At 65.3% G+C, this 25156-nt stretch carries 25 protein-coding genes; 15 read left to right on the top strand and 10 right to left on the bottom strand.

Annotation, left to right across the window (positions count from 1 at the left end):
* Both VFH65_RS22135 and VFH65_RS22130 read left to right on the top strand, forming a co-directional pair.
* Positions 1-1036 (top strand): CocE/NonD family hydrolase (locus tag VFH65_RS22135; protein WP_353324247.1); only part of this gene is annotated, 1036 nt, incomplete at its 5' end.
* Between the two features lie 23 nt (positions 1037-1059).
* Positions 1060-2001 (top strand): patatin-like phospholipase family protein, encoded by a 942-nt coding sequence (locus VFH65_RS22130; RefSeq protein ID WP_353324246.1) that lies wholly within the window; start codon positions 1060-1062, stop codon positions 1999-2001.
* Here the strand turns inward: VFH65_RS22130 and VFH65_RS22125 are convergent.
* The 4 genes from VFH65_RS22125 to VFH65_RS22110 all read right to left on the bottom strand — a co-directional run bounded on the left by VFH65_RS22125 (position 1998) and on the right by VFH65_RS22110 (position 5822).
* Positions 1998-2576 (bottom strand): sigma-70 family RNA polymerase sigma factor, encoded by a 579-nt coding sequence (locus VFH65_RS22125; protein ID WP_353324244.1) that lies wholly within the window; start codon positions 2574-2576, stop codon positions 1998-2000. The genes VFH65_RS22130 and VFH65_RS22125 overlap by 4 nt on opposite strands.
* A 41-nt stretch (positions 2577-2617) precedes the next feature.
* Positions 2618-3478: a patatin-like phospholipase family protein gene (locus tag VFH65_RS22120; protein ID WP_353324243.1), complete on the bottom strand. Its 861-nt coding sequence runs from the start codon at positions 3476-3478 to the stop codon at positions 2618-2620.
* An 81-nt stretch (positions 3479-3559) separates the two neighbouring features.
* Complete coding sequence (locus VFH65_RS22115) at positions 3560-4423, bottom strand: class II glutamine amidotransferase (RefSeq protein ID WP_353324241.1); 864 nt, start codon at positions 4421-4423, stop codon at positions 3560-3562.
* A 343-nt stretch (positions 4424-4766) separates the two neighbouring features.
* A complete protein-coding gene (locus tag VFH65_RS22110) occupies positions 4767-5822 on the bottom strand; it encodes a dihydrodipicolinate reductase (RefSeq protein WP_353324240.1) in 1056 nt (351 codons plus the stop codon).
* Between the two features lie 87 nt (positions 5823-5909).
* Between VFH65_RS22110 and VFH65_RS22105 the strand changes: the two genes are divergently transcribed.
* The 5 genes from VFH65_RS22105 (at position 5910) to VFH65_RS22085 (ending at position 10934) form a co-directional block, all read left to right on the top strand.
* Positions 5910-7049, top strand: coding sequence for a BTAD domain-containing putative transcriptional regulator (locus tag VFH65_RS22105; protein WP_353324239.1), 1140 nt, complete (start codon positions 5910-5912; stop codon positions 7047-7049).
* A gap of 48 nt (positions 7050-7097) precedes the next feature.
* Positions 7098-8792, top strand: a complete 1695-nt coding sequence (locus VFH65_RS22100) for a serine/threonine-protein kinase (protein WP_353324237.1) — start codon at positions 7098-7100, stop codon at positions 8790-8792.
* 123 nt (positions 8793-8915) lie between these two features.
* The gene (locus VFH65_RS22095) at positions 8916-9257 is read left to right on the top strand and encodes a DUF732 domain-containing protein (protein WP_353324235.1); all 342 of its coding nucleotides are present in this window, start codon (positions 8916-8918) and stop codon (positions 9255-9257) included.
* 68 nt (positions 9258-9325) lie between these two features.
* On the top strand, positions 9326-9664 hold the full coding sequence (locus tag VFH65_RS22090) for a rhodanese-like domain-containing protein (protein ID WP_353324233.1): 339 nt from the start codon (positions 9326-9328) through the stop codon (positions 9662-9664).
* 67 nt (positions 9665-9731) lie between these two features.
* Positions 9732-10934: a lipid-transfer protein gene (locus tag VFH65_RS22085; RefSeq protein WP_353324231.1), complete on the top strand. Its 1203-nt coding sequence runs from the start codon at positions 9732-9734 to the stop codon at positions 10932-10934.
* Here VFH65_RS22085 and VFH65_RS22080 read toward each other — a convergent pair.
* Positions 10931-12049 carry an alpha/beta fold hydrolase gene (locus VFH65_RS22080; RefSeq protein WP_353324229.1) on the bottom strand — a complete coding sequence of 373 codons (1119 nt, stop codon included), beginning with the start codon at positions 12047-12049 and terminating at the stop codon, positions 10931-10933. The two genes, VFH65_RS22085 and VFH65_RS22080, sit on opposite strands and share 4 nt — an antisense overlap.
* A gap of 214 nt (positions 12050-12263) precedes the next feature.
* Between VFH65_RS22080 and VFH65_RS22075 the strand changes: the two genes are divergently transcribed.
* From VFH65_RS22075 to VFH65_RS22060, 4 genes are all read left to right on the top strand, one after another.
* Entirely contained in the window at positions 12264-12584 is a 321-nt protein-coding gene (locus VFH65_RS22075) for a hypothetical protein (protein ID WP_353324227.1), read from the top strand.
* Between the two features lie 75 nt (positions 12585-12659).
* Complete coding sequence (locus tag VFH65_RS22070; protein WP_353324226.1) at positions 12660-12971, top strand: hypothetical protein; 312 nt, start codon at positions 12660-12662, stop codon at positions 12969-12971.
* Positions 12972-13068: 97 nt separating this feature from the next.
* Positions 13069-13941: a DUF4344 domain-containing metallopeptidase gene (locus tag VFH65_RS22065; RefSeq protein WP_353324224.1), complete on the top strand. Its 873-nt coding sequence runs from the start codon at positions 13069-13071 to the stop codon at positions 13939-13941.
* Positions 13942-14131: 190 nt separating this feature from the next.
* Complete coding sequence (locus tag VFH65_RS22060) at positions 14132-14455, top strand: DUF732 domain-containing protein (RefSeq protein ID WP_353324223.1); 324 nt, start codon at positions 14132-14134, stop codon at positions 14453-14455.
* A 60-nt stretch (positions 14456-14515) separates the two neighbouring features.
* Here the strand turns inward: VFH65_RS22060 and VFH65_RS22055 are convergent, their stop codons facing one another.
* Together VFH65_RS22055 and VFH65_RS22050 are read right to left on the bottom strand one after the other, a co-directional pair.
* On the bottom strand, positions 14516-14821 hold the full coding sequence (locus tag VFH65_RS22055; RefSeq protein ID WP_353324221.1) for a hypothetical protein: 306 nt from the start codon (positions 14819-14821) through the stop codon (positions 14516-14518).
* Between the two features lie 319 nt (positions 14822-15140).
* Positions 15141-16532 carry a cation:dicarboxylate symporter family transporter gene (locus VFH65_RS22050; RefSeq protein ID WP_353324220.1) on the bottom strand — a complete coding sequence of 464 codons (1392 nt, stop codon included), beginning with the start codon at positions 16530-16532 and terminating at the stop codon, positions 15141-15143.
* A 102-nt stretch (positions 16533-16634) separates the two neighbouring features.
* Between VFH65_RS22050 and VFH65_RS22045 the strand changes: the two genes are divergently transcribed.
* Positions 16635-18185: a sensor histidine kinase gene (locus tag VFH65_RS22045; RefSeq protein ID WP_353324248.1), complete on the top strand. Its 1551-nt coding sequence runs from the start codon at positions 16635-16637 to the stop codon at positions 18183-18185.
* Complete coding sequence (locus VFH65_RS22040) at positions 18182-18871, top strand: response regulator (RefSeq protein WP_353324218.1); 690 nt, start codon at positions 18182-18184, stop codon at positions 18869-18871. Before VFH65_RS22045 ends, VFH65_RS22040 begins: the two co-directional genes overlap by 4 nt.
* Here the strand turns inward: VFH65_RS22040 and VFH65_RS22035 are convergent.
* The 3 genes from VFH65_RS22035 to VFH65_RS22025 all read right to left on the bottom strand — a co-directional run bounded on the left by VFH65_RS22035 (position 18810) and on the right by VFH65_RS22025 (position 22039).
* On the bottom strand, positions 18810-19826 hold the full coding sequence (locus tag VFH65_RS22035; RefSeq protein WP_353324216.1) for a DMT family transporter: 1017 nt from the start codon (positions 19824-19826) through the stop codon (positions 18810-18812). The genes VFH65_RS22040 and VFH65_RS22035 overlap by 62 nt on opposite strands.
* Complete coding sequence (locus VFH65_RS22030) at positions 19807-20874, bottom strand: aminotransferase class I/II-fold pyridoxal phosphate-dependent enzyme (RefSeq protein ID WP_353324214.1); 1068 nt, start codon at positions 20872-20874, stop codon at positions 19807-19809. Before VFH65_RS22030 ends, VFH65_RS22035 begins: the two co-directional genes overlap by 20 nt.
* A gap of 109 nt (positions 20875-20983) precedes the next feature.
* Positions 20984-22039, bottom strand: a complete 1056-nt coding sequence (locus VFH65_RS22025) for a beta-propeller fold lactonase family protein (RefSeq protein WP_414688483.1) — start codon at positions 22037-22039, stop codon at positions 20984-20986.
* 599 nt (positions 22040-22638) lie between these two features.
* Between VFH65_RS22025 and VFH65_RS22020 the strand changes: the two genes are divergently transcribed.
* On the top strand, positions 22639-23034 hold the full coding sequence (locus VFH65_RS22020; protein WP_353324211.1) for a hypothetical protein: 396 nt from the start codon (positions 22639-22641) through the stop codon (positions 23032-23034).
* Between the two features lie 622 nt (positions 23035-23656).
* On the top strand, positions 23657-25156 hold a 1500-nt coding region (locus VFH65_RS22015), incomplete at its 3' end, for a DUF4185 domain-containing protein (RefSeq protein ID WP_353324209.1).

Below are 25156 nucleotides of genomic sequence, written 5' to 3'. Positions count from 1 at the left end.
GCCCGGCGGCATTCAGGAGATCGGCTTCGTCAAGCTGTGGAACCGCGGCTTGAAGACCGTACGCATGAAATACCAAATCGGAGAAGAGAATACGAATCGCCCGCTGCGCGACGAGTGGTGGCGGTCGGTGGTGCCCGAGCTCACGAAGGTTGAGGTCCCCGCCTTGATCTGCGGCAGCTTCTCGGACAACAACTTGCACAGCCGGGGCTCGATCCGGGGCTTCGAGCAGATCGGTTCAACTAACAAACACCTGTACACCCACCGCGGCGGCAAGTGGGCGACCTTCTACTCCGAAACGGCCCTACAAACCCAATTAGCCTTCCTGAGTCGACATCTGCGTTCCGACGCGCAGGCACCCCTGCCGCGGGTGCGCCTGGAGGTGCGGGAGAGCCGAGATCGCGTTGCCGAGGTCCGTGACGAATCCAGCTGGCCGCTGGAATCGACCCGATGGACGGCGCTACACCTGACCGGTGGCGGCCTGTCCACCGAACCTGCGACCCAGCGCGGATCCATCAGCTTCGATACCCGTTCTCGCGCAGCGCGTTTCGGTTGGACCTTGCCTGCGGACACCGAGATCTCCGGGCCGATGGCGCTGCGGCTGTTCGTCGAGGTAAGTGGCGGGGACGACGTCGATCTGTTCGTCGGCGTCGAGAAGTGGCGCGGATCGGCATATGTACCCTTCGAGGGCTCCTACGGCTTCGGCCGCGACCGCGTCACGACGGGCTGGCTGCGTGCCTCGATGCGCGCACTCGACGAAGACCGCTCCCGGCCGTTCGAACCGGTGCCGACGTTCACCCAACGCCAACCGCTCGGCCCGGGCCACGTGGTGCAGGTCGACGTGCCGCTCGGACCGTCAGCGACGCTGTTCAGGGCCGGCGAACAACTCCGGCTCGTCGTCGCGGGGCGCTGGCTGTGGCCGCGGAACCCGCTCACCGGGCAGTTTCCGGCGGCCTATGAGCGGGCCCCACGCACCGAATGCACCCTGCATTGGGGCGGCGATCGGGACGCGCATCTGCTCGTCCCGGTCATTCCCTAGCTTCTGCCGCGCAGAATGGCGGTATGGCCGGCAAGCGAGTCGCCCTTGCCCTCGGCAGCGGCGGGGCGCGCGGATACGCGCACATCGGGGTGATCAACGAACTGCACGAGCGCGGTTACGAAATCGTCGGCATCGCGGGATCGTCGATGGGCGCACTCGTCGGCGGCCTGCAGGCGGCCGACAAGCTCGACGAGTTCACCGACTGGGCCAAGTCGTTGACCCAACGCGCCGTGCTGCGTCTGCTCGACCCCGCCATCACCGCGGCCGGGGTGTTGCGCGCCGAGAAGATCCTGGATGCCGTCCGCGACATTCTTGGCGAGGTCACCATCGAGGAACTCCCCATTCCGTACACCGCGGTGACCACGGACCTGATCACCGGGAAGTCGGTGTGGCTGCAGCGCGGGCCCGTCGACGCGGCGATCCGGGCGTCGATCGCGATCCCCGGGGTGATCACGCCGCACGTCCTCGACGGGCGCCTGCTCGCCGACGGTGGCATCCTCGATCCGCTGCCGATGGCACCGATCGCCGCGGTGAACGCCGACTTCACCATCGCGGTCAGCCTCAGCGGCAGCGAGGCGGGCGGCGACGAGCCGACCGACAGCGGGTCGCGGGCCAGGACCGAATGGCTGTCCAGGATGTGGCGCAGCACCACGACGCTGTTCGACACCAGCGCGACACGCTCCGGCGAAAGCGACGACGAACTCGTCGACGCCGCGAAGGAAGTGTCGGTGCCGAGGCTGGGCAGCTTCGAAGTGATGAACCGCACCATCGACATCGCGCAGGCAGCCCTTGCCCGCCACACCCTTGCGGCCTATCCCCCGGACCTGCTGATCGAAGTGCCGCGCACCGCTTGCCGCAGCCTGGAGTTCCACCGCGCCGCCGAGGTCATCGACATCGGTCAGGAGCTGGCCGCCGCCACGCTCGATCTGCGAGAGAAGCCCGAAATACCAGCTTTGGAAAGCTAAGCGGCGACGCGGGTTTCGGCACGATGGGCGAGCAGCTGCCGCAGGTTGCGGCGTCCGCGGTGCAACCGCGACATCACCGTCCCTACCGGCACGTCCAATATTGAGGCGATCTCCTTGTACCGCAAGCCCTCAACGTCGGAGTAGTAGACAACCATGCGCTGCCCCTCGGGCAGCGATTGCAGAGCATTCCTGACGTCCTCGTCGCCCATCGACTCGAGGACGAGCAGTTCGGCCGATTGCATCCCGAACGATGTGTGCGCAGCGGCCGAGGCCCATTGCGCGTCGGTGATGTCGTCGGTGAGCACCTCGTTGGGACGTCGCCGCGCCTTGCGGTAGGACGTCACCCACGTGTTGGTCATGATGCGGAAAAGCCATGCGCGGACGTTTGTTCCGTCGGCGAACCCATGAAACCCGGCATACGCCTTGGTGATTGTCTCCTGTACGAGGTCTTCGGCGTCGGCGCGATTCCCCGTGTACCGGCGCGCGCCCCGGTAAAGCTGATCCAGCAATGGCAACACATCGCGCACGAACCGGTCACGTTGATCGTCGACCGCGAAACCCACGGGACTCGTCATGAACGGAGCCTGGCACCTCAAGTCCAGTTGAGGTCAAGCCTCTAATTCTCTTGCAGAAAACTGGCGATGTCCTCGGCGACGCGCCTGCCCTGTTCGCGGCCGGCCAGCGCCGAGGGCGCACGGCATGCCGGGTCCAGCGGGTTGGCGCCGAACGCGGCAAGAGACTCGTCGTCGGCGAAGACACTGAACGCCGAGCCGGGGAATGCGTCGACCTCCTCGACCGCGCCGCCGCCGAACGGTGATGGCACCGAGCGGCCTTGCGGAAGCAGTGCGACGACGACATCGCAATCGTCGGCCAGCACCAGGTTGATGGTGCTGCCCACGCCGCCGTCCATATAGCGGCGCTCGCCTATCGTCACGGGTGGCCAGACTCCCGGCACCGCGCAGCTGGCGGCGACGGCGTCGACCAGCGCGACACCCGAGGCCCGATCGAACATCACCAATTCGCCTGTGGCGGTGTCGATGGCGCTGATCCGCACCACGCGCTGCGGCCATTCGTGTGACGGCAAGCGCTGCGCGATCACCTCACGCCGCACCGGCTCGGGGACGGTTTCGGTGGACAGCGCGACCGCGCCGATCTTCTGCAACTTCTCGGCCTTTGTGGTGTTCGGCTGCATCATCGCGGTGAGGAACAACTCGGTGATCTGCTCGATGCCGACGTTCGGGTTCAGCTCGGTCGTCGAGGACGTGGTCTGCCGGTCGAAGAGGGCGTCGAGGCCGAGCCTGCTGCCGAGCTGTGCGGCCACCGTCGAACCGGCCGACGTGCCGACCAGCACGTCGGAATCCAGCAGGGCCTTCGCCGTTTCCGGCGACTCGTCGGCGATGCCTCGCAGCACACCGGTTTCCCAGGCGATACCCGCAAGCCCGCCGCCCGCAAGCACCAGCGCTCGTTTCGTCGTCACGGCAGCGAGTCTGCCAGGCCGTCGCTAGGGTTCTCGCAGAGGACTTACCTGCTGCCCAACCCCTTCTACCGGATTCCGTAGTTACGCCACCGAGGTGTGCTGGGACGCCTTTGCCGTGGCGGATAGATCGTCATGCCGCAGTTGATGTTTGGGCGGGTCGGGGAAGGTTATGTGCCGGGTGAGGCCCAGGTCGCCGTCGACGTGGACGAGCTCGCCCGGCGCCAGAAGCTGCCAGTCGTCGTCGTCCATCGGCTCACTGGCGAACACCACCGAAGCACCGTCGGCCAAATGGTCGGAGTGCGCGGTGATGCGTTGGCTTTCCATCCGCAGGTGCCTGTCGGAGACGTCGCGGCGGTCGAGCACGTACAGCTCGTGGGTCTCCGGATAGCGCAGCGCCCACATGTCGGTCGCCGTAGACAGCAGCACGTTGAGGGCGAAGATCGGCACCGCCTCGGCCAGCCAGCCGACCGCGTCGACGATGCCCGCACCCACGTCTCCGCCACGCTTCCGGATATGCGCGGTGATCAACGCGAAGACCCGCTCGGAGTCGGTCTCGCCGAGCACCAGGTCATCGACACCCAGTTCGCGCAGCCGCGCGTCGACCACATCCAGACCGGTGACCACGCCGTTGTGCGCGAAGATCCGGTTGTCCTGCAGAAACGGATGAGTATTGCGCGTTTCAAGCGCCGCGCTCGACGAATAGCGCACGTGCGCGATGAACGTCGTGCCCGTGAGCTCGTGGGCTTCGGTCGCGAACTGGCAGTCCTGCCACGCGGCGACCGGCTCCTTGTCCACCACCGGCTTGCCGTCGGCTTCGAAAACCCCCAGCCCTGTTCCGTCCGGATTCTTCCTGCTTTGTTCGACGAGGTTGTCGGGCGCATCCAGCAGCCAGAACGTCGCAGTCACCACCCGATGGTCGGCGTGCAGACCGAACAACCGGCACATGTCAGCGCGCCATCGCTGATGGTGCGGCGGCGATCAGGCACATGGTCCGATGGTAGCGCCGCGGTGAAGGGAGCGAAATGACCGCGAGCGCCGGGCAGTTCCCTACGGACACAAAAACTGTTGCAGTGGAGGATGTTCCGATCCGGCCACACTCGTCATGAGCACGGGCCCAGACGCGGTTGTCGCTACGCAGTCACTAGGAGCTGCTGCGAAGGGAGCTGACGCTCCGCGGTGGAGGATGAAAATTGCGCCGAGAGTAGGGAATATGACGGATCCGGCGCGCATTCCATCATATTCCCTACTCTCGCGATGCCATGACTCCGCGCGGGCCCGCCCGCACCCGCTACCTCAGCCGTGGCGCCGCCTTGCCGCTGATCAGCGGCAGGTCGAGATACGTGACGATGCCCGGCTCGGCCGCACACACCGCCGGAACCGAATTCACCAGATGCGCCGCGGTCGCGACGATGCCCGAATTGCTCTTCAGGCCTTCCTCGACCGTCTCGGGTTGAAATCCCTTGATGGTGACGGAGAAGTCCGGGTTGCCGCGGACCTCCATCTCGTACCGTTCGCCGGCGGGGCCGAAAGTCCATGCGGGATCGAGGTTTTCCTGACCCATCAGCCAATTCACCGTGACACGGACAACGGGTTCGCCGTCGACGAGCGCCTCCCAGTGGAAGCGTCGGCCTGCGACCTGTCCCGGCTCGATGACGCCGATGGGCGAGTCGATGGGCGCGGTTGCGACCGCGATCTCCTGCGACGAGCGCACCGTCGGATCGGCCCGAAACCCGATCTTGTCCACACACATTCGGACCGCCTGGATGAACCCGCCGTCGAGCAGCTTCTGCATCGGGCCGCTCAGCGCCTTGTCGGGCGTACCGCCGAACCCCATCACATGGCGCACCACATCGGGGGCGTCGTAGGTGCGCAGATCGGAGAACTCCTCGGCACGAACGAAAGTCACCCCCGTCGCCATCACCGAGAACAGCAGCGGGAACTTCTCGCTGATTCCGCCCGGCGCAATGCCCGTGCCGTGCAGCGTCACGTTTCCTTCCAGCGCGGCCGCCCGAAGCGGCGCGGCCTCCTTCTCGCCGGGATAGAACCAGCCGACCGGTGTGACGACGTTCTTGCCGGACCGCAGCAGCGCGGCAACCTCGTCGGCGTTCGGTAGCAGCGGCGTGTAGATCACGGCGTCGGCGTCCATCGCCAGAATTTCGTCGACGCTGTTGGTCGCCGTGACACCGACGGGTTCGACGCCGAGGATCTCGCCGACGTCCTTGCCTGCCTTGTCCTTCGAATGCACCCAGCAGCCGGCCAACTCCAGCTCCGGATGCTCCAGCACACCGTTGATGGCCGCGACGCCAACCCCACCCGTCGCCCACTGCACGACCCGTAAGCCCATGTCGCCCCTTTCCGGGAGCACAAAACTAGAACACGTTCTACTCCGGTCTACACCACTTCCCCGTGGTTGGGGGTGACAATGGGCGCGATGACCGAGAACAAGATCGGGTTCGGCGTGCTTGGACCGTTGCAGATGACGGTTGACGGCAGCCCCGTGTCGCTGGGCACGCCGAAGCAGCGGGCGGTGTTGGCGATGCTGGTGATGAATCGCAACCGGCCGGTCTCGACAGATTCCTTGATCACCGCGGCGTGGGAGGAATGGCCGCCCGCGGAAGCCCGGGCCAGCCTGCACTCGTATGTCTCGAACCTGCGCAAGCTGCTGAGCGGGGCGGGCGCGGACCCGAAGTCGGTGTTGGTCAACGCGCCGCCGGGCTATCGGCTCAACGCCGCGGACACCGCCTGCGATATCGGCCGATTCGTCGCCGAGAAGGCCGCGGGTGTGCACGCCGCGGCGGCCGGGCGGTTCGATGAAGCCAGCCGCCACCTGACCGCTGCGCTGGCCGAATGGCGCGGACCCGTCCTCGAGGACATGCGTGACTTTCAATTCGTCGAAGCATTCGCCACCGCGCTGACGGAGGACAAGGTGGTGGCGCACACCGCCCGCGCCGAGGCCGAAATCGCTTGCGGGCGCGGCTACGCCGTCATCGGTGAACTCGAAACGCTGACGGTCGAACATCCTTACCGGGAGCCGCTGTGGGCGCAGCTGATCACCGCCTACTACGTGGCAGAGCGTCAATCCGAGGCGCTCGACGCCTACCAGCGGCTGAAAACCACGCTCGCCGACGACCTGGGCATCGATCCGGGACCGACGGTGCGCGCCCTGCACGAGAAGATCCTGCGGCAGGAGTCGTTGGACGTGAAGAGGGCCGCAAGAACCGTGGCCGCGCACACCGTTCACGACATTGCCATGCGTACCTCGGTCAGCGCGTCGTCGGCGGTGGCCAGCCTGCGCTCGTCGGCCGGGCGGGTCTATCCGTTGCGGGCCACCGCCACCAGGATCGGGCGCCTTGACGACAACGACATCGTGCTCGACGACGCCAATGTCAGCCGCCACCACGCCGTCATCATTGACACCGGCACCAGCTTTGTGATCAGCGATCTGCGGTCGGCCAACGGAGTCGACGTTCGGGGTGAGCGAATACGCGGCACCGCGACCCTGTCCGACGGTGACCACGTCCGGATCTGCGCCCACGAGTTCACGTTCGAGATAGAGCAACGTCCGGCGTAGCGCGGCATTAGGGTGTGTTCGCCAGTAATTGCACCCGAGGAGCACCCGATGAGCGACACCGGTGGGGAATCACGTGTTGGTTCCCAGGTCGGTCCTTATCGCCTACGGCGGCTGCTCGGCAAGGGCGGCATGGGTGAGGTGTACGAGGCCGAGGACACCGTCAAAGATCGGATCGTCGCGCTGAAACTGTTGCCCGAGTCCGCTTCCCACGACCCGGTGTTCCGCAAGCGGCTGCAGCGGGAGGCGCACTCGGCCGGGCGGCTGCAGGAACCGCACGTGGTGCCGATCCACGACTACGGCGAGGTCGACGGGCTGCTCTACGTCGACATGCGCATGATCGACGGCACCGACCTTCGCAAGGTACTGAAGCGATTTGGGCCGATGACACCGGCGCGGGCGGTGGCGATCGTGCGCCAGATCGCCTCGGCGCTGGACGCCGCACACGAAAGCGGTGTGATGCACCGTGACGTCAAGCCCGAGAACATCATCCTCACCCGCGATGACTTCGCCTACCTTGTCGACTTCGGCATCGCCAACGCCGCCACCGACGAGAAGCTCACCGAACTGGGCACCGCCGTCGGCACCTATGCGTACATGGCGCCGGAGAGGTTCACCAACGACGAGGTCACCTATCGCGCCGACGTTTACGCGCTCGCGTGCGTGTTGCACGAGTGCCTGACGGGCGCTCAGCCGTATGCCGGCGACAGCGTCAGCGTGGTGATCACGGCGCATTTGATGCAGCCCATCCCGAAACCCAGCGAAGAACGGCCAGGGATCCCTGCCGCATTCGATCAGGTGATCGCCCGTGGCATGGCCAAGAAGCCACAGGAGCGTTACGCCAGCGCGGGTGACCTGGCGATGGCCGCTAACGACGCACTGACCCAGCGTGACCAGGACCAGGCCGCGACCATCCTGCAGCGCGGTCAAGACGCCACGATGCCTGGCACCGCGCCGCCCGCCGCCGCGGCTCGGCCCATCCACCAGACACCGCCTCCGACCCCGCCCCCGCCGCACCAGTCGACCCCGACGCCGGCTGGCCGGCCGGCCACGTTCCACACGCCGCCCCCTCCGGGGAGTGGGTCCGGACCGATGTGGACCGCACCGCCTCCCCCGGGGCCACCGCCGTCACGCAAGAAAACTCCGTGGATCCCGATCATGGCTGCCGTCGCAGTGTTTGTGCTCGTCCTTGGCGCCCTGGGGGTCTGGTTTCTGGTCAAACCGGACGACTCGTCGTCGACGGGGATGACGTCGACCACGACGACCGAGACCGCCGAAACCACTCGACGGACTCCTCGAACCACGACGCCGACCGTGGACCCGGACTCGTTCGATGCGCAGCTTCTCGGCTTGCTGCCCCGCGGCTACGACGAGGGCGCCTGCGAGCCGGTGCATCCCCCGGTCCTTGGCGCCCTGGCCACGGTCGACTGCGGCAAGGCGGGGCCGATCGGCGGCCCCACGAACGCCCGGTATTCGATGTTCGCCGATCAGGCAACATTGGACGGAGCCTTCGACCAGACGATCACCCCGTACGCGCCACTGCTGCGATGCCCCGGCAGCGATCTCGATTCGCCCACCACGTGGCATTTCACCGACACGCCGGACACCGTCGCAGGCCGCATCGCCTGCGGCACCTACAACGACAAACCCGGCGTGACCTGGACCAAGAACGCTGACCTGCTACTGGGCGACGCCTTGGGCCCAAACCTCGAAGACCTGCACAACTGGTGGTTGAAGTTCGGCTGAGTGTGTAGCAGCTGAGCGGGGCCATCGGCCTCCCAAGAATCTTTCAAGAATCCCCCAAGCGTCCTGTCGGACTCTGATGTCAGCCCGGAAGACAACCGGAAAAGACCTGACACAAGGAGTCCAATGAACGCCCCGCATCGCTTCACCAAGTTCGCCGGCACCGCGCTCGTCGCGGGCGGCCTTGGGCTTGTCGCGCTTGCCACCGCAGGCACCGCAGGCGCGATCAGTTCGGCCAACGACAACTTCCTGGCAGAGATCAGCGCCGCGGGCATCACCTACGACAGCCCTCGGGACGCAGTTCTTGCCGCGCATGACGTGTGCTCTGCCATCGACGAGGGCGCGGATCCGGTGGACCTCGGCATGGAAATTCTGGAGGCCACCGACCTGACCGACGACCAGGTTGCCGTCTTCGTCGTCGCCTCGGTTGACACCTACTGCCCCGAGCACGGCGTGCTCTTCGAATAACCCCCTTCCCGCGGGGGCCCGCTGCGGCGGCGGGCCCCCGCACCACCACTAGAGAAATAAGACCGACCATGAACAGTTCGCCCAACAACCCCACGGCCCCTATGCCGGTGCCGCAGCCCATCTCGGCGGCCACCGCGCGCCGCCGACACGGGGCCGGCGCGCTGCTCGTCGACATCCGCCCGCAGGTCGCCCGCCATCAGGGCAGCATCACGGGGGCGCTATTGATCGACCCGGCCGCGCTTGCCGCGCGCATCTCCGACGTGGATCGCCATCGCGAGATCGTCGTGTGCAGCGTCTCCGGGCGTCGCGCCATCCCGGCCGCCGAGCAGCTGAACAGCCTGGGCTACGACCGCGTTCATTACCTCTCCGGCGGATACTCCGCCTGGCATCGCCGCGCAACCCGCTGACCCGCGCCTGCGCCTCATCGTCGCGTTGTATGTTGCTGTCAACCGCAGCGCAGCGAAGGGACGTGTCATGGCCACCGCAGGAAAGAACCGAGTTTTCGTCGTCGGAGTCGGGATGACGAAGTTCGAGAAACCAGGCCGCCGCGAGGGCTGGGACTACCCACAGATGGCTCGTGAATCCGGCACGAACGCACTGGCGGACGCGGGCATCGACTACTCCGAAGTCCAGCAGGGCTTCGTCGGCTACGTCGCTGGAGACTCGACGTCCGGAAACCGGGCGCTCTACGAACTCGGCATGACCGGCATCCCGATCGCGAACGTCAACAACAACTGCTCCACCGGATCGACGGCGCTGTTCCTTGCGGCGCAAGCGATTCGCGGCGGCCTGGCCGACTGCACGATCGCGCTGGGCTTCGAGAAGATGCAGCCCGGATCACTGCAGGGCGGCGCCGATGACCGCGAATCCCCGATGGGCAAGCACGTCAAGGCGATGGCCGAGATCGACGAGTTCGCATTTCCCGTCGCGCCGTGGATGTTCGGCGCCGCAGGCCGCGAGCACATGCGGCAATTCGGCACCACCGCAGAGCATTTCGCGAAGATCGGCTACAAGAACCACAAGCATTCGGTCAATAACCCGTACGCGCAGTTCCAGGAGGAGTACACCCTGGACGATATCCTCGGCGCGCGGATGATCTCCGATCCGCTGACCAAGCTGCAGTGCTCCCCCACCTCCGACGGGTCGGGCGCGGCGATCCTGGCCAGCGAGGCGTTCGTCGACAAGCACGGACTTGCGGGCCAAGCCGTCGAGATCGTCGGTCAGGCGATGACAACCGACTTCGGCAGCACCTTCGATGGCAGCGCCAAGAACCTGATCGGCTACGACATGAATGTCAAAGCCGCTCAACAGGTTTACGATCAGTCAGGCCTCGGGCCGTCCGACTTCCAGGTGATCGAACTGCACGACTGCTTCTCGGCCAATGAACTGCTGCTCTACGAGGCGCTGGGCCTGTGCGGCGAGGGCGAAGCCGCGAAGCTGATCGACAACAACGACACCACGTACGGCGGGCGCTGGGTGGTCAACCCGTCCGGCGGGCTGATCTCCAAGGGTCACCCGCTGGGCGCGACGGGTCTGGCGCAATGTGCCGAGCTGAGCTGGCAGTTGCGTGGCACGGCCGACAAGCGTCAGGTCGACGGGGTAACCGCCGCGTTGCAGCACAACATCGGCCTCGGCGGCGCCGCGGTCGTCACCGCCTACCAGCGCGCCGAACGCTAAGCGGTCGCCTTCCTGCGCGAGAAGACGGAGAATCGCACTTTTCGTCGGCGTGTCGGGTGTTTTCGCGACTGCTCGCGATGAAAGGTGCGCAGCCGATCGAGCGTGATGCGTTCGCGCTCTTCGGTTCCCACGACATCCAGCGGGTCGTCGTTGACCGGGCGCAGCGGCGACTCCTCGGACAGCAGAGCGTCCGCCCAGCACGTCACGCAGCCGTCGAAGTCGTGCGTCCCCGCGGAGGTGCGTAACGCGTCGCCGAGTTCGGCGGCCAGCAGCTGGCGCACCATATCTGCACCCTGCCGCGGATGCGTCAGCATCCACGAGTGATAGGCGCCGGGCACGCAGTACAGGGCACCGTCGGTGCGTTCGGCCATATCGTGCGCGCTCACGAACGGGACCACCAGATCCTTCTCGCCGTGGACGACGATCGTCGGCACCCGCGACTCGCGCATCGCGTCCAACATCGGTGTGTAATCGCCCGACGCGATGATCGCCCGAAAGGCGGCCGGAAACCCAAGCGGGGTAAGCATATTGCGAGCCCAGGCCGCCGTCATCATGCGCAGGTACCGATTTCGCTCCGGCGCGGGCAGCTGGCGCGGATCGCCGTGAGCGTCGTAGGCGGCGTCGAACAACGCACGCACGGCACGCCGCGGCGACCGCACGGGATCCCGGATCGAGTCGTCGAACGGCGCGCCGGCCGCGGCATCCAGCAGAACCGCGGCGAGCACCCGTTCCGGCGCGATGGCCGCCAGCTGGATGGTCATCCGGCCGCCCATCGAATGCCCCATGAAGACGGCCTTCTTGATACCGAGCGCATCGAGGGTGCGGAGGGTGAGCTCGACGCGATGGGCAAGGTCTGCGGCGTTGCGAGGCAGATTCGGCGTGCCGCCGTGGCCAGGGGCGTCGAGCGCGACGACCAAAAAGCCCATCCCCGCCAGCCGGCTGAGCATGCGCACGTAGGCGCGGCCGCTCAAGCCGAGGCCGTGCAAAAAGACCAGAGGAACCCCGTGCCCGCCGACGGACACCCCGACCCTGCGCCCGTCGTCGAGGGTCACCATCTGATGCGCCAGCCGCACGCGGGTAGCGGGGCCTCGACCGGCTACCGATGTCTGACTCACATTGACATCGTTAACCGAGCGGCGAACCGAGCGCCATTTCGCCGGCTGTGTGCTTGGTTACCACCGCTGGCAGGTGTGATCCATACCGTTCTCGCACGTCACAGCGATCTAATCAACCCGTCAGCTACCAGGCCGGATGTTTGCGCAACGTTTCTGACGTCGACGGCGATGTAGAGGGTGGGAACACGGGGTAGTAACGGATAGGGGGCGCGGAATGCGTCCAGCAGGAGTACTTGCGGCGCTCGTCATGGCGGCGTGTGCAACGGTCATCGCCCCGGCAGGTCTCGCCGCGGCCGAAGAAACACCGCAGGAAGTCATATCGCGGCTGGAGAGCGAGGGCTACCAGGTCAACGTTGACCGGGTCGGCAGCGGGCCGATCAATCAGTGCGTCGTGACGAGCGTCCGCAACCCGCAGACCGTCACCGAACTTGTTCGCGTCTACGACGGTAAGGACAAGAACGGTGACATCGACTGGGACTGGGTCGAGGTGATCAAGAGCCGGTCGATCTCAGTGTCGTTGAACTGCACGCCATAGCTGCGGGAAGAATAAAGTGCGCACTGCGCTTTAAGTAGAGGATCATGGTCCCTACAGAAGACGGGAGGTGCGGTCATGCGGACAAATTGGACGCTCGCCGCTGTGGCTGCGGCTGTGTTCGGGGTGATCGCCGCGCCTGCAGGCCTCGCGTCGGCAGAGGAATCGGCGCAGGAAGTGATCAGCCGACTCCAGAGCGAGGGATACACGGTCAACATCGACCGCGTCGGCAGCGGCCCGATGAGCGACTGCGTCGTGACAAACGTACGCAACCCGCAACAGGTCACCCAATGGGTGCCGTACACGGGTCCGGGCCGCGATGGGGACAACTTCTTGATCCTCGATGTCGTTTCCCAGTCGATTTCGGTGACGCTCGACTGCTCACGCTGAGCAGGTCGCCCAAAGCCGGTTTGCCGAGAGTAGCCACGCCCCGCCCCTAAATCTGCGACGGTGTCAATTAAGCCGGTGCATCTTGGGGGTTGGGGCCATGCGTACTCGAATTGTGCCGGTGTTCGCTGCCGGGCTGATCGTGGTCGGATGCGGTGGCGCTCCCGCACAGGAGGCCGACACGTCGGCAGCGGAGCCGGCGGCCTCCGGGAAAGTCGCGGCAGCGGATGGCCCGGACCCGGCCGAAGCCCCGGTCGACGGCGTCGGCGGGACGATGATCGTCTCCTACGACGACGCCCAGAGTCCCGAAGCGATCAACGGACGCGCGTTGATGCAGGACAACCAGCTGCTCGAAGACCTCGCCGCCGATATCAACCAGACGCTGAACCTGCCCATCGACATCCCTCTGCACGGGTCGCAATGCGATCAGGCGAACGCCTTCTGGGATCCCAATGAGAACACCATCACCATCTGCTACGAGGACGCCGACCTGGCCCAGCGGATCTTCACCGAGGCAGGTGATCCCGACCCCGACGCGTCGGCGATGAATTCTGAGTACGCGACGTTCTATCACGAGGTCGGCCACATGGCGATCAGCGTGTACGACCTGCCGGTCACGGGACGCGAGGAGGACGTCGCCGATCAGCTCGCCGCCTACATCCTTCTGACACCGGACGACGACGGTCAGATCGACCCGGAGTCGGTGCAGGCGGTGAAGGACTTCGCGCGGTCGTTCGCCGCATCCGGAGCGGAGGGTACTGAGTTGGGCGCGGAGGATTTCGCTGATGTCCACTCGCTGGACCAGCAGCGCGTCTACAACCTGGAGTGCTGGATCTACGGGTCGAATCCCGAGGCCAACGCCGACTTGGTCACCGACGGCCAGCTGCCCGAGGACCGCGCATCGGGGTGCCAGGACGAGTGGATTCAGCTCGACCAAGCCTGGTCGACGTTGCTCGACCCCTACTTCAAATAACGTCGAGCAAAAATTGTAATCCGCGACAATAAACGCTGCGTGACCACGGCAAAAATACTGAATGTGCACTTCATCCGCACCGTTGCAGCCGGTCACCGCCGTCGAGCCAAATCGATCGAACCGCCCCCAGCAATCTGCTGTCGTGCAACGATGCGCTCTATCCATAGTTTTCTCGAACGAAAGAATGCCAATGAAACTTCCTATGAAGCTCGCCGTATCGGTTGGTGCTGGCTTGGCCGCGGCCGCCTTGACGTGTGCGCCTCTTGCGGCGGCCGGCCCAGCTGAAGACGTTTTCATCGACGCACTCACCGAGCAGGGTGTCACGTGGCCAGGGGCCACCCCGGCGAACATGGTGGCCGCGGGACGGGGCGTGTGCCAGGACTGGGGAAGCGGGGCCAGCTTCGAGCAAGAAGTCAGTTCGCTAGCCGAGCATCTCGATACAGAAGATGCGGCGTTCCTCATTGGTGCAGCGACGGCCGCGTTCTGTCCTGAGTACGAGTCGAAGGTCAGCTGAGCGCGCCCCTGACAGCGAAAGACCCGGCCGGATCGCTCCGGCCGGGTCTAAGTCGGTGTGTCAGCGCCGCGAGCAGTTCACGGTGACGGTGATGTTGCGGTCAACCACGACTTCCACGACGCCGTCGTTGTCTCCGAGAACCGGAACGAATTCGGTTCGCTCCCTTGGGTTTCGCACATCGGTGACGACGCACTGGTTCAGCGGTGCGCTCCCGATGCGGTTGATCTTCACGTCGAAGCCTTGCGCCTCGAGCTGTGCGATGGTCAGGTCCGCCGATTCGGCGGCCGACGCGATGGCTGCAGGCGCGACGATGGCTCCGCACGCCGCAGCGGCAATTCCGGTCAGGATCAATAGCGTTGCGCGCATGACCGCGCCTCCCTTCGTTTCTGTAGACCCCGTTGGTCTTCAGCCGGTTCAACGGGCGATATGCGAAGGGGGTTCAACGGAATTCAAGAAAGTTTCAGCGCGTATGCGATTTCGGCGCGCCAACCGTGATGTTTCGTTTCGGATATCCCTACCGACAGCGGTGCAGACCCGCGAGCGCTCATCGTTGTACGGTTTCGGGCTTCAAAGTCGTACCAGGGTGAGCGCTCGGACCCCGTCGCGGCTGCAACTCGGCGCATACGCGCAAAGAAAGACCCGGCCGCGAGGAGGGGTATCCGGCCGGGTCTTTCCTTCGCGCGCCCTATGCCGGCACAGGAACCTTCTCCTGCACCGGTTCTTCGGCACGCGGGGAGTGATCATCGTCAACCATGGTGAGTTCGTCGAATGGGTCCTCTCCACCCAGAACGGCGTTCACCTTGTTGCGATCGATCGTCTTCGTCCAGGACCCGACAAGCAGCGTCGCGACCGCATTGCCGGAGAAATTCGTGACCGCGCGGGCCTCTGACATGAACCGGTCGATACCGACGATCAGGCCGACACCGTCGAGCAGGTCGGGGCGGTGGGCCTGCAGTCCGCCGGCCAGCGTGGCCAGCCCGGCGCCGGTCACACCGGCAGCGCCCTTGGAGGCGACGATCATGAACACCAGCAGGCCGATCTGCTCACCGACCGACATCGGGCTGCCCATTGCGTCGGCGATGAACAGCGACGCCATGGTCAGGTAGATCGCGGTGCCGTCCAGGTTGAACGAGTAGCCGGTCGGCACGACGACACCGACGGTGCTGCGGTCCACGCCGAGGTGCTCCATCTTGGCGATCAGCCGCGGCAGCGCGGACTCCGACGACGAGGTCGAGATGATCAGCAGGTATTCGCGGGCCAGGTAGCGCACCAGCTTGAAGATCGACACGCCCGACACCGTGCGAAGCAGTGCGCCGAGCACGCCGAACACGAAGATCACGCAGGTGATGTAGAAGCCGAGCATCAACGTGAGCAACTGGGTCACGGCGCTCCAGCCGGTCTGACCTACCACGTTGGCGATCGCGCCGAATGCGCCGATCGGGGCCAGCCACAGGATCATGACGAGCACCTTGAACACCAACTTCTGCACGTGCTCGATGCCGCGCAGGATCGGCTGACCCGCACTGCCCATAGCCTGCAGCGCGAAACCGACGAGCAGCGCGACAAACAGCGCCTGCAACACGCTGCCTGCCGTCAGCGACGAGACCAGCGTGTCCGGAATGATGCCCTGGACGAAGTCCATCAGGCCACCGGATTCGTGCGCCTTCTCGGCGAGCTCCGCGCCCTTACCGGCGGAACTGTCGGACAGAGCCAGGCCGCTACCGGGGTGCAGAAGGTTGCCGACCACAAGACCGATCGCCAGCGCGAACGTCGACATGATGAGGAAGTAGACGAACGCCAGGCCGCCGACCTTGCCGACGGTGGCGGCTTTGCGCACCGAGCCGATGCCCAGCACGATCGTGCAGAAGATGACCGGCGCGATCATCATCTTGATCAGCGAAACGAACATCGTGCCGAGCACGCCGACACTCTTGCCCACCTCGGGGGCGAGGATGCCCACGCCGACGCCGGCGAACACCGCGATGATGACGGCGATGTAGAGCCAGTGCGTGCGGTCCCGCCGGGGCTTCTCGGTTGGCGGCTCGGGGGCCGGTGGACGGTCCAGGGCGTTTGTCATAACTGAATTCCTCCAGATCGGCATGAAATGTGGTCTGCAAGGATGTTCTGTGAGGACGTGAGCCAGGTCACGTTTTAGTTCATTACGTTCAGGAGTGTGCGCTTGAACAGGTGGTGGCCCCGGTCGTTGGCCGGCCAGGCGATCGCCCTGCAAATCCTGGTGATCGCGGTGGTGGTGCTGGCCGGCAGCGGGCTGGCATTGCTCGACGCCAAGCGCGACGGCGACGCGGCCGCCCGTCAGCAGGTCATCGGTATCGCCACCGCGCTTGCCGACTCTCCGTCGACGGCGACAGCGATCGAATCCGGAAGGGCGACCGAGATTCTGCAGCCGGTGACCGAGGCGATACGGACCAACACCGACATCGCGTTCATCACGATCATGGCGCCCGACCGCACCCGGTTCACGCACACCGACCCCAAGCAGATCGGCGGCCAATACATCGGCACCATCGAACCCGCGTTGCGCGGAGACACTTTCAGCGAGGTGTTCACCGGCACGCTGGGGCCGTCGATTCGCGCCGTCGTACCCGTACGCAATGAGTCCGGGCACATCGTCGGCCTGGTATCCGCGGGAATTCTGCAACAGAGCCTCGCCGATCGGTGGCGCTCACAGTTCCCGACCATCGCCGCGGTCAGCCTTGCGGCGCTTGCCATCTCATTCGTCGGCGTGTGGCTGATCCGACGACGACTGTTGCGGCAGACCCATGGGCTGCGCCCCGACGAACTGCGGGTGATGTACGAACACCACGACGCGATCCTGCATTCGGTGTCCGAGGGGCTGGTCGTGCTCGAACGCAACGGCGTGGCGCTGGTCAACGACGAAGCCCGCCGGCTGCTGGCCCTGCCGCCCGGCCCGGTCAACTCCTCGGATCTGCCTGAGTTCCTTCGCACCTACAACCCGGGCGCGCGCGACGAGGTGCACGTCACCGAAAACCGGGTGCTGGTGGTCAACCGTTCGACAGTGGAGAACGCGCCCCGTGACTCTGAAGTCGTCACCATCCGTGACCGCACCGAATTGCAGGGGGCGCTCGGCGAACTCAGCTCACTGAAGGTACTGACCGACACGCTGCGCTCGCAGGCGCACGAGGCCGCCAACAAACTGCACACCATCGTCACGATGGTGGAGATGGGCAGATCCGATGAAGCGGTGCAGTTCGCCACCAACGAGCTCGAACTGTCGCAAAGGTTGGTCGACCGGTTGTCCGACGCGGTCAGTGAGCCGGCGCTCGTCGCATTGCTGCTGGGCAAGACGGCCCAGGCCGACGAACGCGGCATCGAGTTGACCGTCACCGAGGACACCCATCTGCCGTCGAACGTCGACGATGTCCCGCTCACGGGACCGGAGATGGTCACCGTGCTGGGCAACCTGATCGACAATGCGATGGACGCCTGCGACCGCGACGACCCGTGGGTGGAGGTCACGGTCTGTCAGGACAACGGCACGCTCGAGATCCGGGTAGCCGACAGCGGGCCGGGCATGGACGCGGGCACCTTCGAAAAGGCCATGGAGCGTGGATATTCGACGAAAGGCGAATCGGACCATCACGGTCTGGGGCTGGCTCTGGTCGCGCAGGTTGTCAAGCGGCACAACGGCACGCTGACCGCCGACGTGACCTACGGCTCGGTGGTGACGGTGAAGGTGGAGGGCTCATGATCAGCGTGCTGATCGTCGAGGACGAGCCGTTGATCGCCGAGGCGCATCGGACGTATCTCGGTCGGCTTTCCGGCTTTTCGGTCGCCGGTGTCGCCCATACGGCCCGCGACGCCATGCGGGCCGCCTCGGAGGCCGCGGCGGCCGAAGCGCCAATCGACTTGGTGCTGTTGGACATCGGGCTTCCCGATGCCAACGGGATTGCGCTGGCGTCGGCATTGTCGGGTTTGCGGCCCGCGCCAGACATCATCGCGATCACATCCGAGCGCGACCTGGAGATGGTGCGCGCCGCGGTCGGTCACGGGGCGCTCGCCTATCTGCTCAAGCCGTTCACCTTCGCGGCGTTCCGGGATCGGCTTGAGCGCTACCATCGCTACCGCGAAGCCCTGCCCGCAGGCACCGACGCGGCCAGTCAGGCCGAGGTCGATCGCGCCCTGGCCGAACTACGCGTCGGCGCGGACAGGTCCGCGGCCCCGAAGGGCGCCGCCCCCGGCACCAACGACGAGATCGCCCGCGCAGTACGGGATTCCGTCGACGGCATCACCGCCGACGAGGTCGCCAAGCAGGTAGGTGTGTCGCGGGTGACCGCATGGCGCTATCTCGAGCGTCTCGCCGATGAGGGCACCGTCACCCGCAACACGGACTACGGCAAGGCCGGCCGCCCGAAGACGCGCTACCAGTGGCGCTAACGCTTGGTCCCCTTGCCGCGAGTGACCGTGTTTGTACACCGACACGCCGCAATGCCCGGGCATTGTGCGGTCGCGTACGGCGGTGTGAGCGTGCGATCACTGCCGCGGCCGCGAGGATCGCCAGGCCGCCGAATGCCTGGACGGGCGAGATGCCTTCGCCCAGTACGACGGAGGCGATGGCGACCGTCGACGCCGCCTCGAGCGTCATCACGACGGCGGTTTGGCTGGCGCCGATGCGGGCCAGCGCCGCGAACGTCAGACCGAACGCCACAGCCGTCGCGACGCCGTAGCCGACGATCTGCAGCAGGTGACCGCTGGGAATCTGCAGCGTGCCGCCCGCCAGCCCACGCAACGCCGATGACGCCGCCGCGCCAACGGCCACCCAGCATGCGGTGGTCATCGCGTCGGCGCTCCGCCCGATCTCACGCCCCGCGACGAGATAAAGCGCATAGACCGTTGCAGCTGCCAGCGCAAAGACAATGCCGGCCAATGAGATTGACACATCGCGGCCGACCACCACCACGACGGCCGTGCCGACGAGGGAGAGTGACAACGCAACGATGTTCGCCGTGGTCATCCGTTCTCGTCCGCGGGCGAACTCGATGACGGTGACGATCGCTGGATACGCGTAGAACAGCAGGATGCACGCGGCGGCCGTGCCGTGGCCGAGCGACAGATAGAACAACGTCGACTCCAGCGAGTAGCCAACCGCACCGAGCAGCACGATGGGCAGCCACGACCCACGTGGTGGTCGCAGCGCAACGCCGCGCAGTCGCAGCGCCCCCGCGAGAATCATTGCCGCGACCGCGAACCGGATGCCCAACGCCGTCGCGGAATCCACGCCCGCGTCGGCCAGCGCCCGGCCGATGACCGTCGCGATGCCGTAAGCGATGGCACCCAAGGCCGCGAGGCTGACGCCGAGCAGGCCCGCGGGCTTAGGCTGCGACGCGCTCATCGACCACATCGGCAATGGCAGCGGCGAACCGGTCACGCTCGTCGTACCTGGGCGCGACGATCCGCAGCGCGTCGGGCCGAACGCCGTGTGCCGCTCCAAGTACACGCACACCAATGCCGTGACGCCGCAACACCTCGGCCACCTCATGGGATCGTTCACAGAACGCGTACTGGAAATGAACGTTGCGATTGGCACTGAGATCGAGACCGCCGACGTCGCACAGATTTTCGGCAAGCCAGGCACTGTCGGAAAGCATCTGCGCACGGCTTTGATCCGTCCAATCGAAGCTGCGTACCGCGGCGCACGCCACACGCACGTCCACTCCGGACAGCCCCCAGTTCTCCTGTTGGCCGAAAAGCCATGTCAACGGCTCGGGTTCGGCACACCAGGCAATACCGGTGCGGGTCGCGGCGATGCCGTAGAACTTCGTCGTGGAACGCAGCACGACGATATTGGGTGTCTCGCAACCGATGACAGACCAGCCGACCGGATCGGGCGTGAAGTCGATGTAGGACTCGTCGACGACGAGCGTCGCGGTGGGATGTGCGGCCGCGACCGCGACGAGGCCATCGGGATCCAGGTGGGCGCCCGTCGGGTTGTGCGGATTGGAAATGATCACCGTGCCAGCGGCATTCATTGCCGCGTCGATCTGCTCGAGCGACGGGATCTGGTCGCCGGGACGGCCGAACCCGCGGCCGGGAAAGGCTTTGAGGTAGTCGGTGTAGGCAGGCATCGGCACCTGTACCGAGGCGTGGTCGAGTTCGCGGCCCATCGCCCAGATGAATTCGCTTGCGCCACGGCCAGTGATCATCGCGCCGTCGGGCACACCGGTAGCCTCGCGATAGAGGTCGATCAGCTGCGGCGCGGCGTCGTAGGGATGGAGAAGGATGTCAGCCGGTTCGATGGCCCGCAGTGCGGCGATGGCTGCGGGCGCAGGCCCATAGCGATTCACGCACGTGCTGAGATCCATGTCGACGCCGCGACTGGGATCGCCGCCCTGCGCGCCGAAGTCGAGTGCCGAAAGGTCGGTCCTGCAGACGCCGGACATGGTGGTCTCCCTGGTTTGCGCATGCTTGGTTGCTTGCGCTTGAACCGTAGGAAGAACCACCGCGCCGACACACGAGTAGTTAACTACCTGTTTGTCGGTGCGTAACCCCTTAGACGGGTGCGGGTTCCAGCTCGCGAAGCTCGGAAATCGCGATCGGGTCGGTCGCCATGAACTGCGAATACAGCAGCGGCATCGTCGAATCGACAGTGAAAACCGTGACGTCGCCGGCGTAGTCGGCGACATAGAGGCGACCGCCGTCGGGGCTCACCGTCACGCACGAGGGGCGGGCGCTGACGGTGACCGAGTTGACGACCTCAAGGCTCAGCGTGCACAGCACCGCGACTTGGTCGTAGTCGACGATGTAGGCACGGGTCTGGTCCGGGCTCAGGGTCATCTGCGTCGGCGCGCCACCGAGGTCGACGGTGTCGGTGATCTGGTTGGTCGACAAGTCGATCACGCTGACAGCGCCGCCTCGCGTCCGGTCCGACGTGAGGACGTACGCGGTGCCATCGGCGAACGCCAGGTCGCGGATCGGGGAACCGACTCGCACTGTGCGCTCAACGCGGGCGGTCTCGGTGTCGACGACGACGAGCTGGCTGCCCCGGGTATCGGTGGTCGCGACATACAGCCGCTTGCCGGTGGCGTCCACGTCGATGGCGTCGATGCCGATGCCGGCGCCGGTGGCGATGTCGATGGTGCCCACGCGCTCTGCGGTGGTGTCGATGACGGCGACGTCGACGTGGTCGCGGCCGGTGCGGCCGGCGTAGACGCGCTTGCCGTCCGGGCTGATCGCCAGGGCGGTGACGCCGAAGGCCAGCGAGTACGTCGCAATGACGGTCTTGGTGTTGGTGTCGATCACCGCGACGGCATCGTAGTTCGACGACGAGGTGCTGATGTACGCGCGATCGTCGGCGACGACGGCCGCGAACGGCTCGCCGTCGACCGCGATGGTGCCTTCGACCGTCAGGGTGTCGCGGTTGAGCAGCGAGACGGTGTCGTCACCGAAGTTCGTCACCACGACGGGCGCGCCGGCGGCGATATCGCCGATCGGACCACGGCGCACCGCGACCTCGCCCATGAAGGTGATGTCGGGGTCCACATCCGCCTCTTGAGTCACTTGCGAAGCAGGAGTGCTCTTACGCATCAAAAAGTTAGCCATCTTCATTCGGTACCTCCGCCGGCAAGTTGCGCACCGGCCTAGATTGCAAGCCTGTCTGCGCCTCGTGGGCGCGATCTCGGTCGAGTCTAGCGACGAAAATTTGGGACCAGAGAATGCGCAGACGTGGATCGGCAGTTATGCAAGGAAACCTCTCAGACACCGCTTAGAAAACTATTCGTTATGCAGTTGTTATGTTCATTGAGCAACCGTATTATCTGCTGTGAGCTCGCTTTATGATTGCCATGGCAAATGGGTCATGATCGTCAGGCGAGAGTCGATCAATCACAAACTCTTAGCTTTCTCAGCCAAAATGAGCGGTAAATCACACCGCGACACGCCAGCAAATTTTAACGAGGCCGTCATACGTCCGCCGTGGCCGCGTGAGCAACGGCCGCCGGCCGGTCCGGAGGCCACTGCGACGACGGCGCGGTGTTCGCTGGCTCGTTGGCACTGGACCGCCAAAACTCCCGTTTGCACACTGCGTGAGGCGGGTCGGCGGGGCGGGCACTTACCCGTCCATTCACCTCATTGAAGCCACACGTCTTCGGTAACCGGCTACGGTGTCGGGAACATTCGGTGCTGATCGGTACCGACAGGGCGTTGCTGTGGAGTTAGGAACTGTGATTCTCACTGGTGCGTTTCTTGCGCGTTATGCCGAGGTGGCCGACGATTCGCTGTACGTAGCTGGTGGGGTCTTGGGCCGCGCCACAGTTTTTCCGCCTGACCGGTCGATATCGGTCTACCTCGTGGCCTTGATGCAGGTGGGTCCCGATGACACGGGCCAGCCGAACCGGGCGAAGGTCATCTTCTCGGACTGGGCGCTGAACGACGCCGTGCTCGTCGACCAAGAGCTCTCGTTCGACGCTTCCGGCGGGGAGAACCGCTTCTGGGTCTGGCCGTTGCGAGTCAACTGCGCGTCCGGCCCCGGCCGTTACGCATTCAAGGTGACGTTGAACGGGACGTCGTTCTCGGTACCGCTCGCTGTGCACGACGCGTCTTGAGTCGCTAAATATCAAGGCGTGCAATGTATGTTGGCGTCGCTGTCGCTTGATGTCGGTCCAAAATGATGTACTCGGTCGCCTCGGCACCTTCGTTTACCGGTCCACGTCCCATGACCAACGCCGACTGCCAATTTCCATGCGGTCAGACGATCGAGACATCCGCCGGCCGTTGCTTTGGGAAAAATTAGCCATAGCGAAACAACCCCCGTATCCAGGTGCATTAGCTAAATGTCGAGTGCTGTCGCGAAAGTACCGTTTCCAGCTGCACTAATTCGATAGTTGCACATTCAAGATCATTTGCTGCACTCCAGCCAAACGCCGACCGCGGCAATGGAGCGGTAGGACGATAGGCCTATCTCTTCGGAAGTCGGGGTCCGACTAGAGCATCAAGAAGTCAAAGTCGGGGCTTTCCTGTGGGGATCAGATGGGTGCAGCAGCATATGTAGGTCGTGTCGGAGGATTGGCGGTCGCCCTCGGGGTAGGCGTCGCCGTGGTCACCGGCCAGGGGGTGGCGTCGGCCGATACCCCAGATACGAGTACGCAATCGGGATCGGCAACGACCAATTCCTCCGATGAGGCTTCGGCGGATACCGCCGACTCAACGCAGTCGTCGACAGAATCCGTGACCGCCAATGAGGACGGCGACCAGACCGCACCGGAGGAGCCGGCCGAGGAAGAGTCGACCGAGGTCGTCGAACCCGATGAATCGCGGGACGGGTCGTCCTCGACGCAGTCCAAGACACCGGCGGCCAAAGAGCGTAGTGATTCTGACACAACAAGGACGACCAATCGACTTGAGACGCAGTCGGTTCGGGAAGCGATCGTCCGCACACCGGCGCCGCCGACCAGCATGCGCGTCGCCGACACGGTCGTGGCCGACACGGTCGTGGCCGTGAACGAGGCGGCCGACACGGTGGTACACCGGGCCGCCAGCACCGTCGTGTCGATGACGATTCCTGAGCAGTCGCCTGCGGTGAGCATTCAGCCGGCAGCGCCCATCGAAATGGCCGTCCCAGAAGCGGAAAGCACTGCGGCCGTAACGATTCGAAGCCTGGTGACAGGTTTCTTGTCCGCCTTCGGGCTCAGCCCGTTGGTTGTGAACACCCCGCTCTCCCCTGCCCAATCGCCGCTGTTGATGGCGTTACTGGCGTTGGGCTCGCGACGTGAGTTGGAACGGTCAGTCTCCAGCTTCAGTAACACGGCCAGCAGTACGCCGGTCGCTGCCGCGACGCTCGCGTCTACACCGACGGCGGCCGTCACGGTGCCGGTGACCACCCGAATCGGCTGGGTGACCGGCGCGAATAGCCTTAACCGCACCGATCAGCGTTTCGGCATCGCAGGTACCGACCTCGGGATCATGTGGGACAACGGAATCACGGGCGACAACCCCGCGACCACCATCGTCGAGCAGCGCCAGGTACTGATGGCGTTCGGCGACACATTCAGCGGTCCCGGCATGACAGGAGCCTGGCGGATGAACACGCTGTTCCGCACTGCGGACGCCGTTCTGTCCGACGGAATGTTTGTGCCAAACGGCATAATTCACGATCCGGGCGCATACAGCGGCTCACCGATGACGTACCCGAACTTCTCCAGAGAGATCATCGGCAATTACCGCTATGGAACCTCTCCAGAGGTGACGATGATCCCGACTGCAGGCATCTCGGTTCCCGGTGCGGGCGTGAACGGAGCGACGAGGCAGTACATCAACTTCATGGCCGTGAAGTCCTGGGATTCGCCGGGCCGATGGACGACGAACTACTCGGCCATCGCGTATTCGGATGACAACGGCCAGAATTGGACGGTCGTGCCGGCGTCATCCGTCCGCGCGGCCAGGTGGGGTAGCGCGACTGTGCCCTACGTTTCCGGAAACCAGAACTTCCAGCAGGGCGCCTTCGTCAAGCCGCCGCCGGGTTCACCGGAAGCCGCTGCGGGGTGGGTCTATTCGTACGGCACTCCCGCGGGCCGCGGCGGCACGGTTTACCTGTCACGGGTCAACCAGTACCAGATACTTGACCAGACCAAGTACCAGTACTGGAACGGAACGACGTGGGTTGCCAACAAGCCTTCCGCCGCAACCCCGATCCTGCCGGGAACCAGGACCAGTGGATTCTTCGGTTGG

The organism is Mycobacterium sp. (assembly GCF_035697385.1).
Lineage (GTDB): Bacteria > Actinomycetota > Actinomycetes > Mycobacteriales > Mycobacteriaceae > Mycobacterium.
This window is presented reverse-complemented; position numbering and strand designations above follow the sequence as displayed.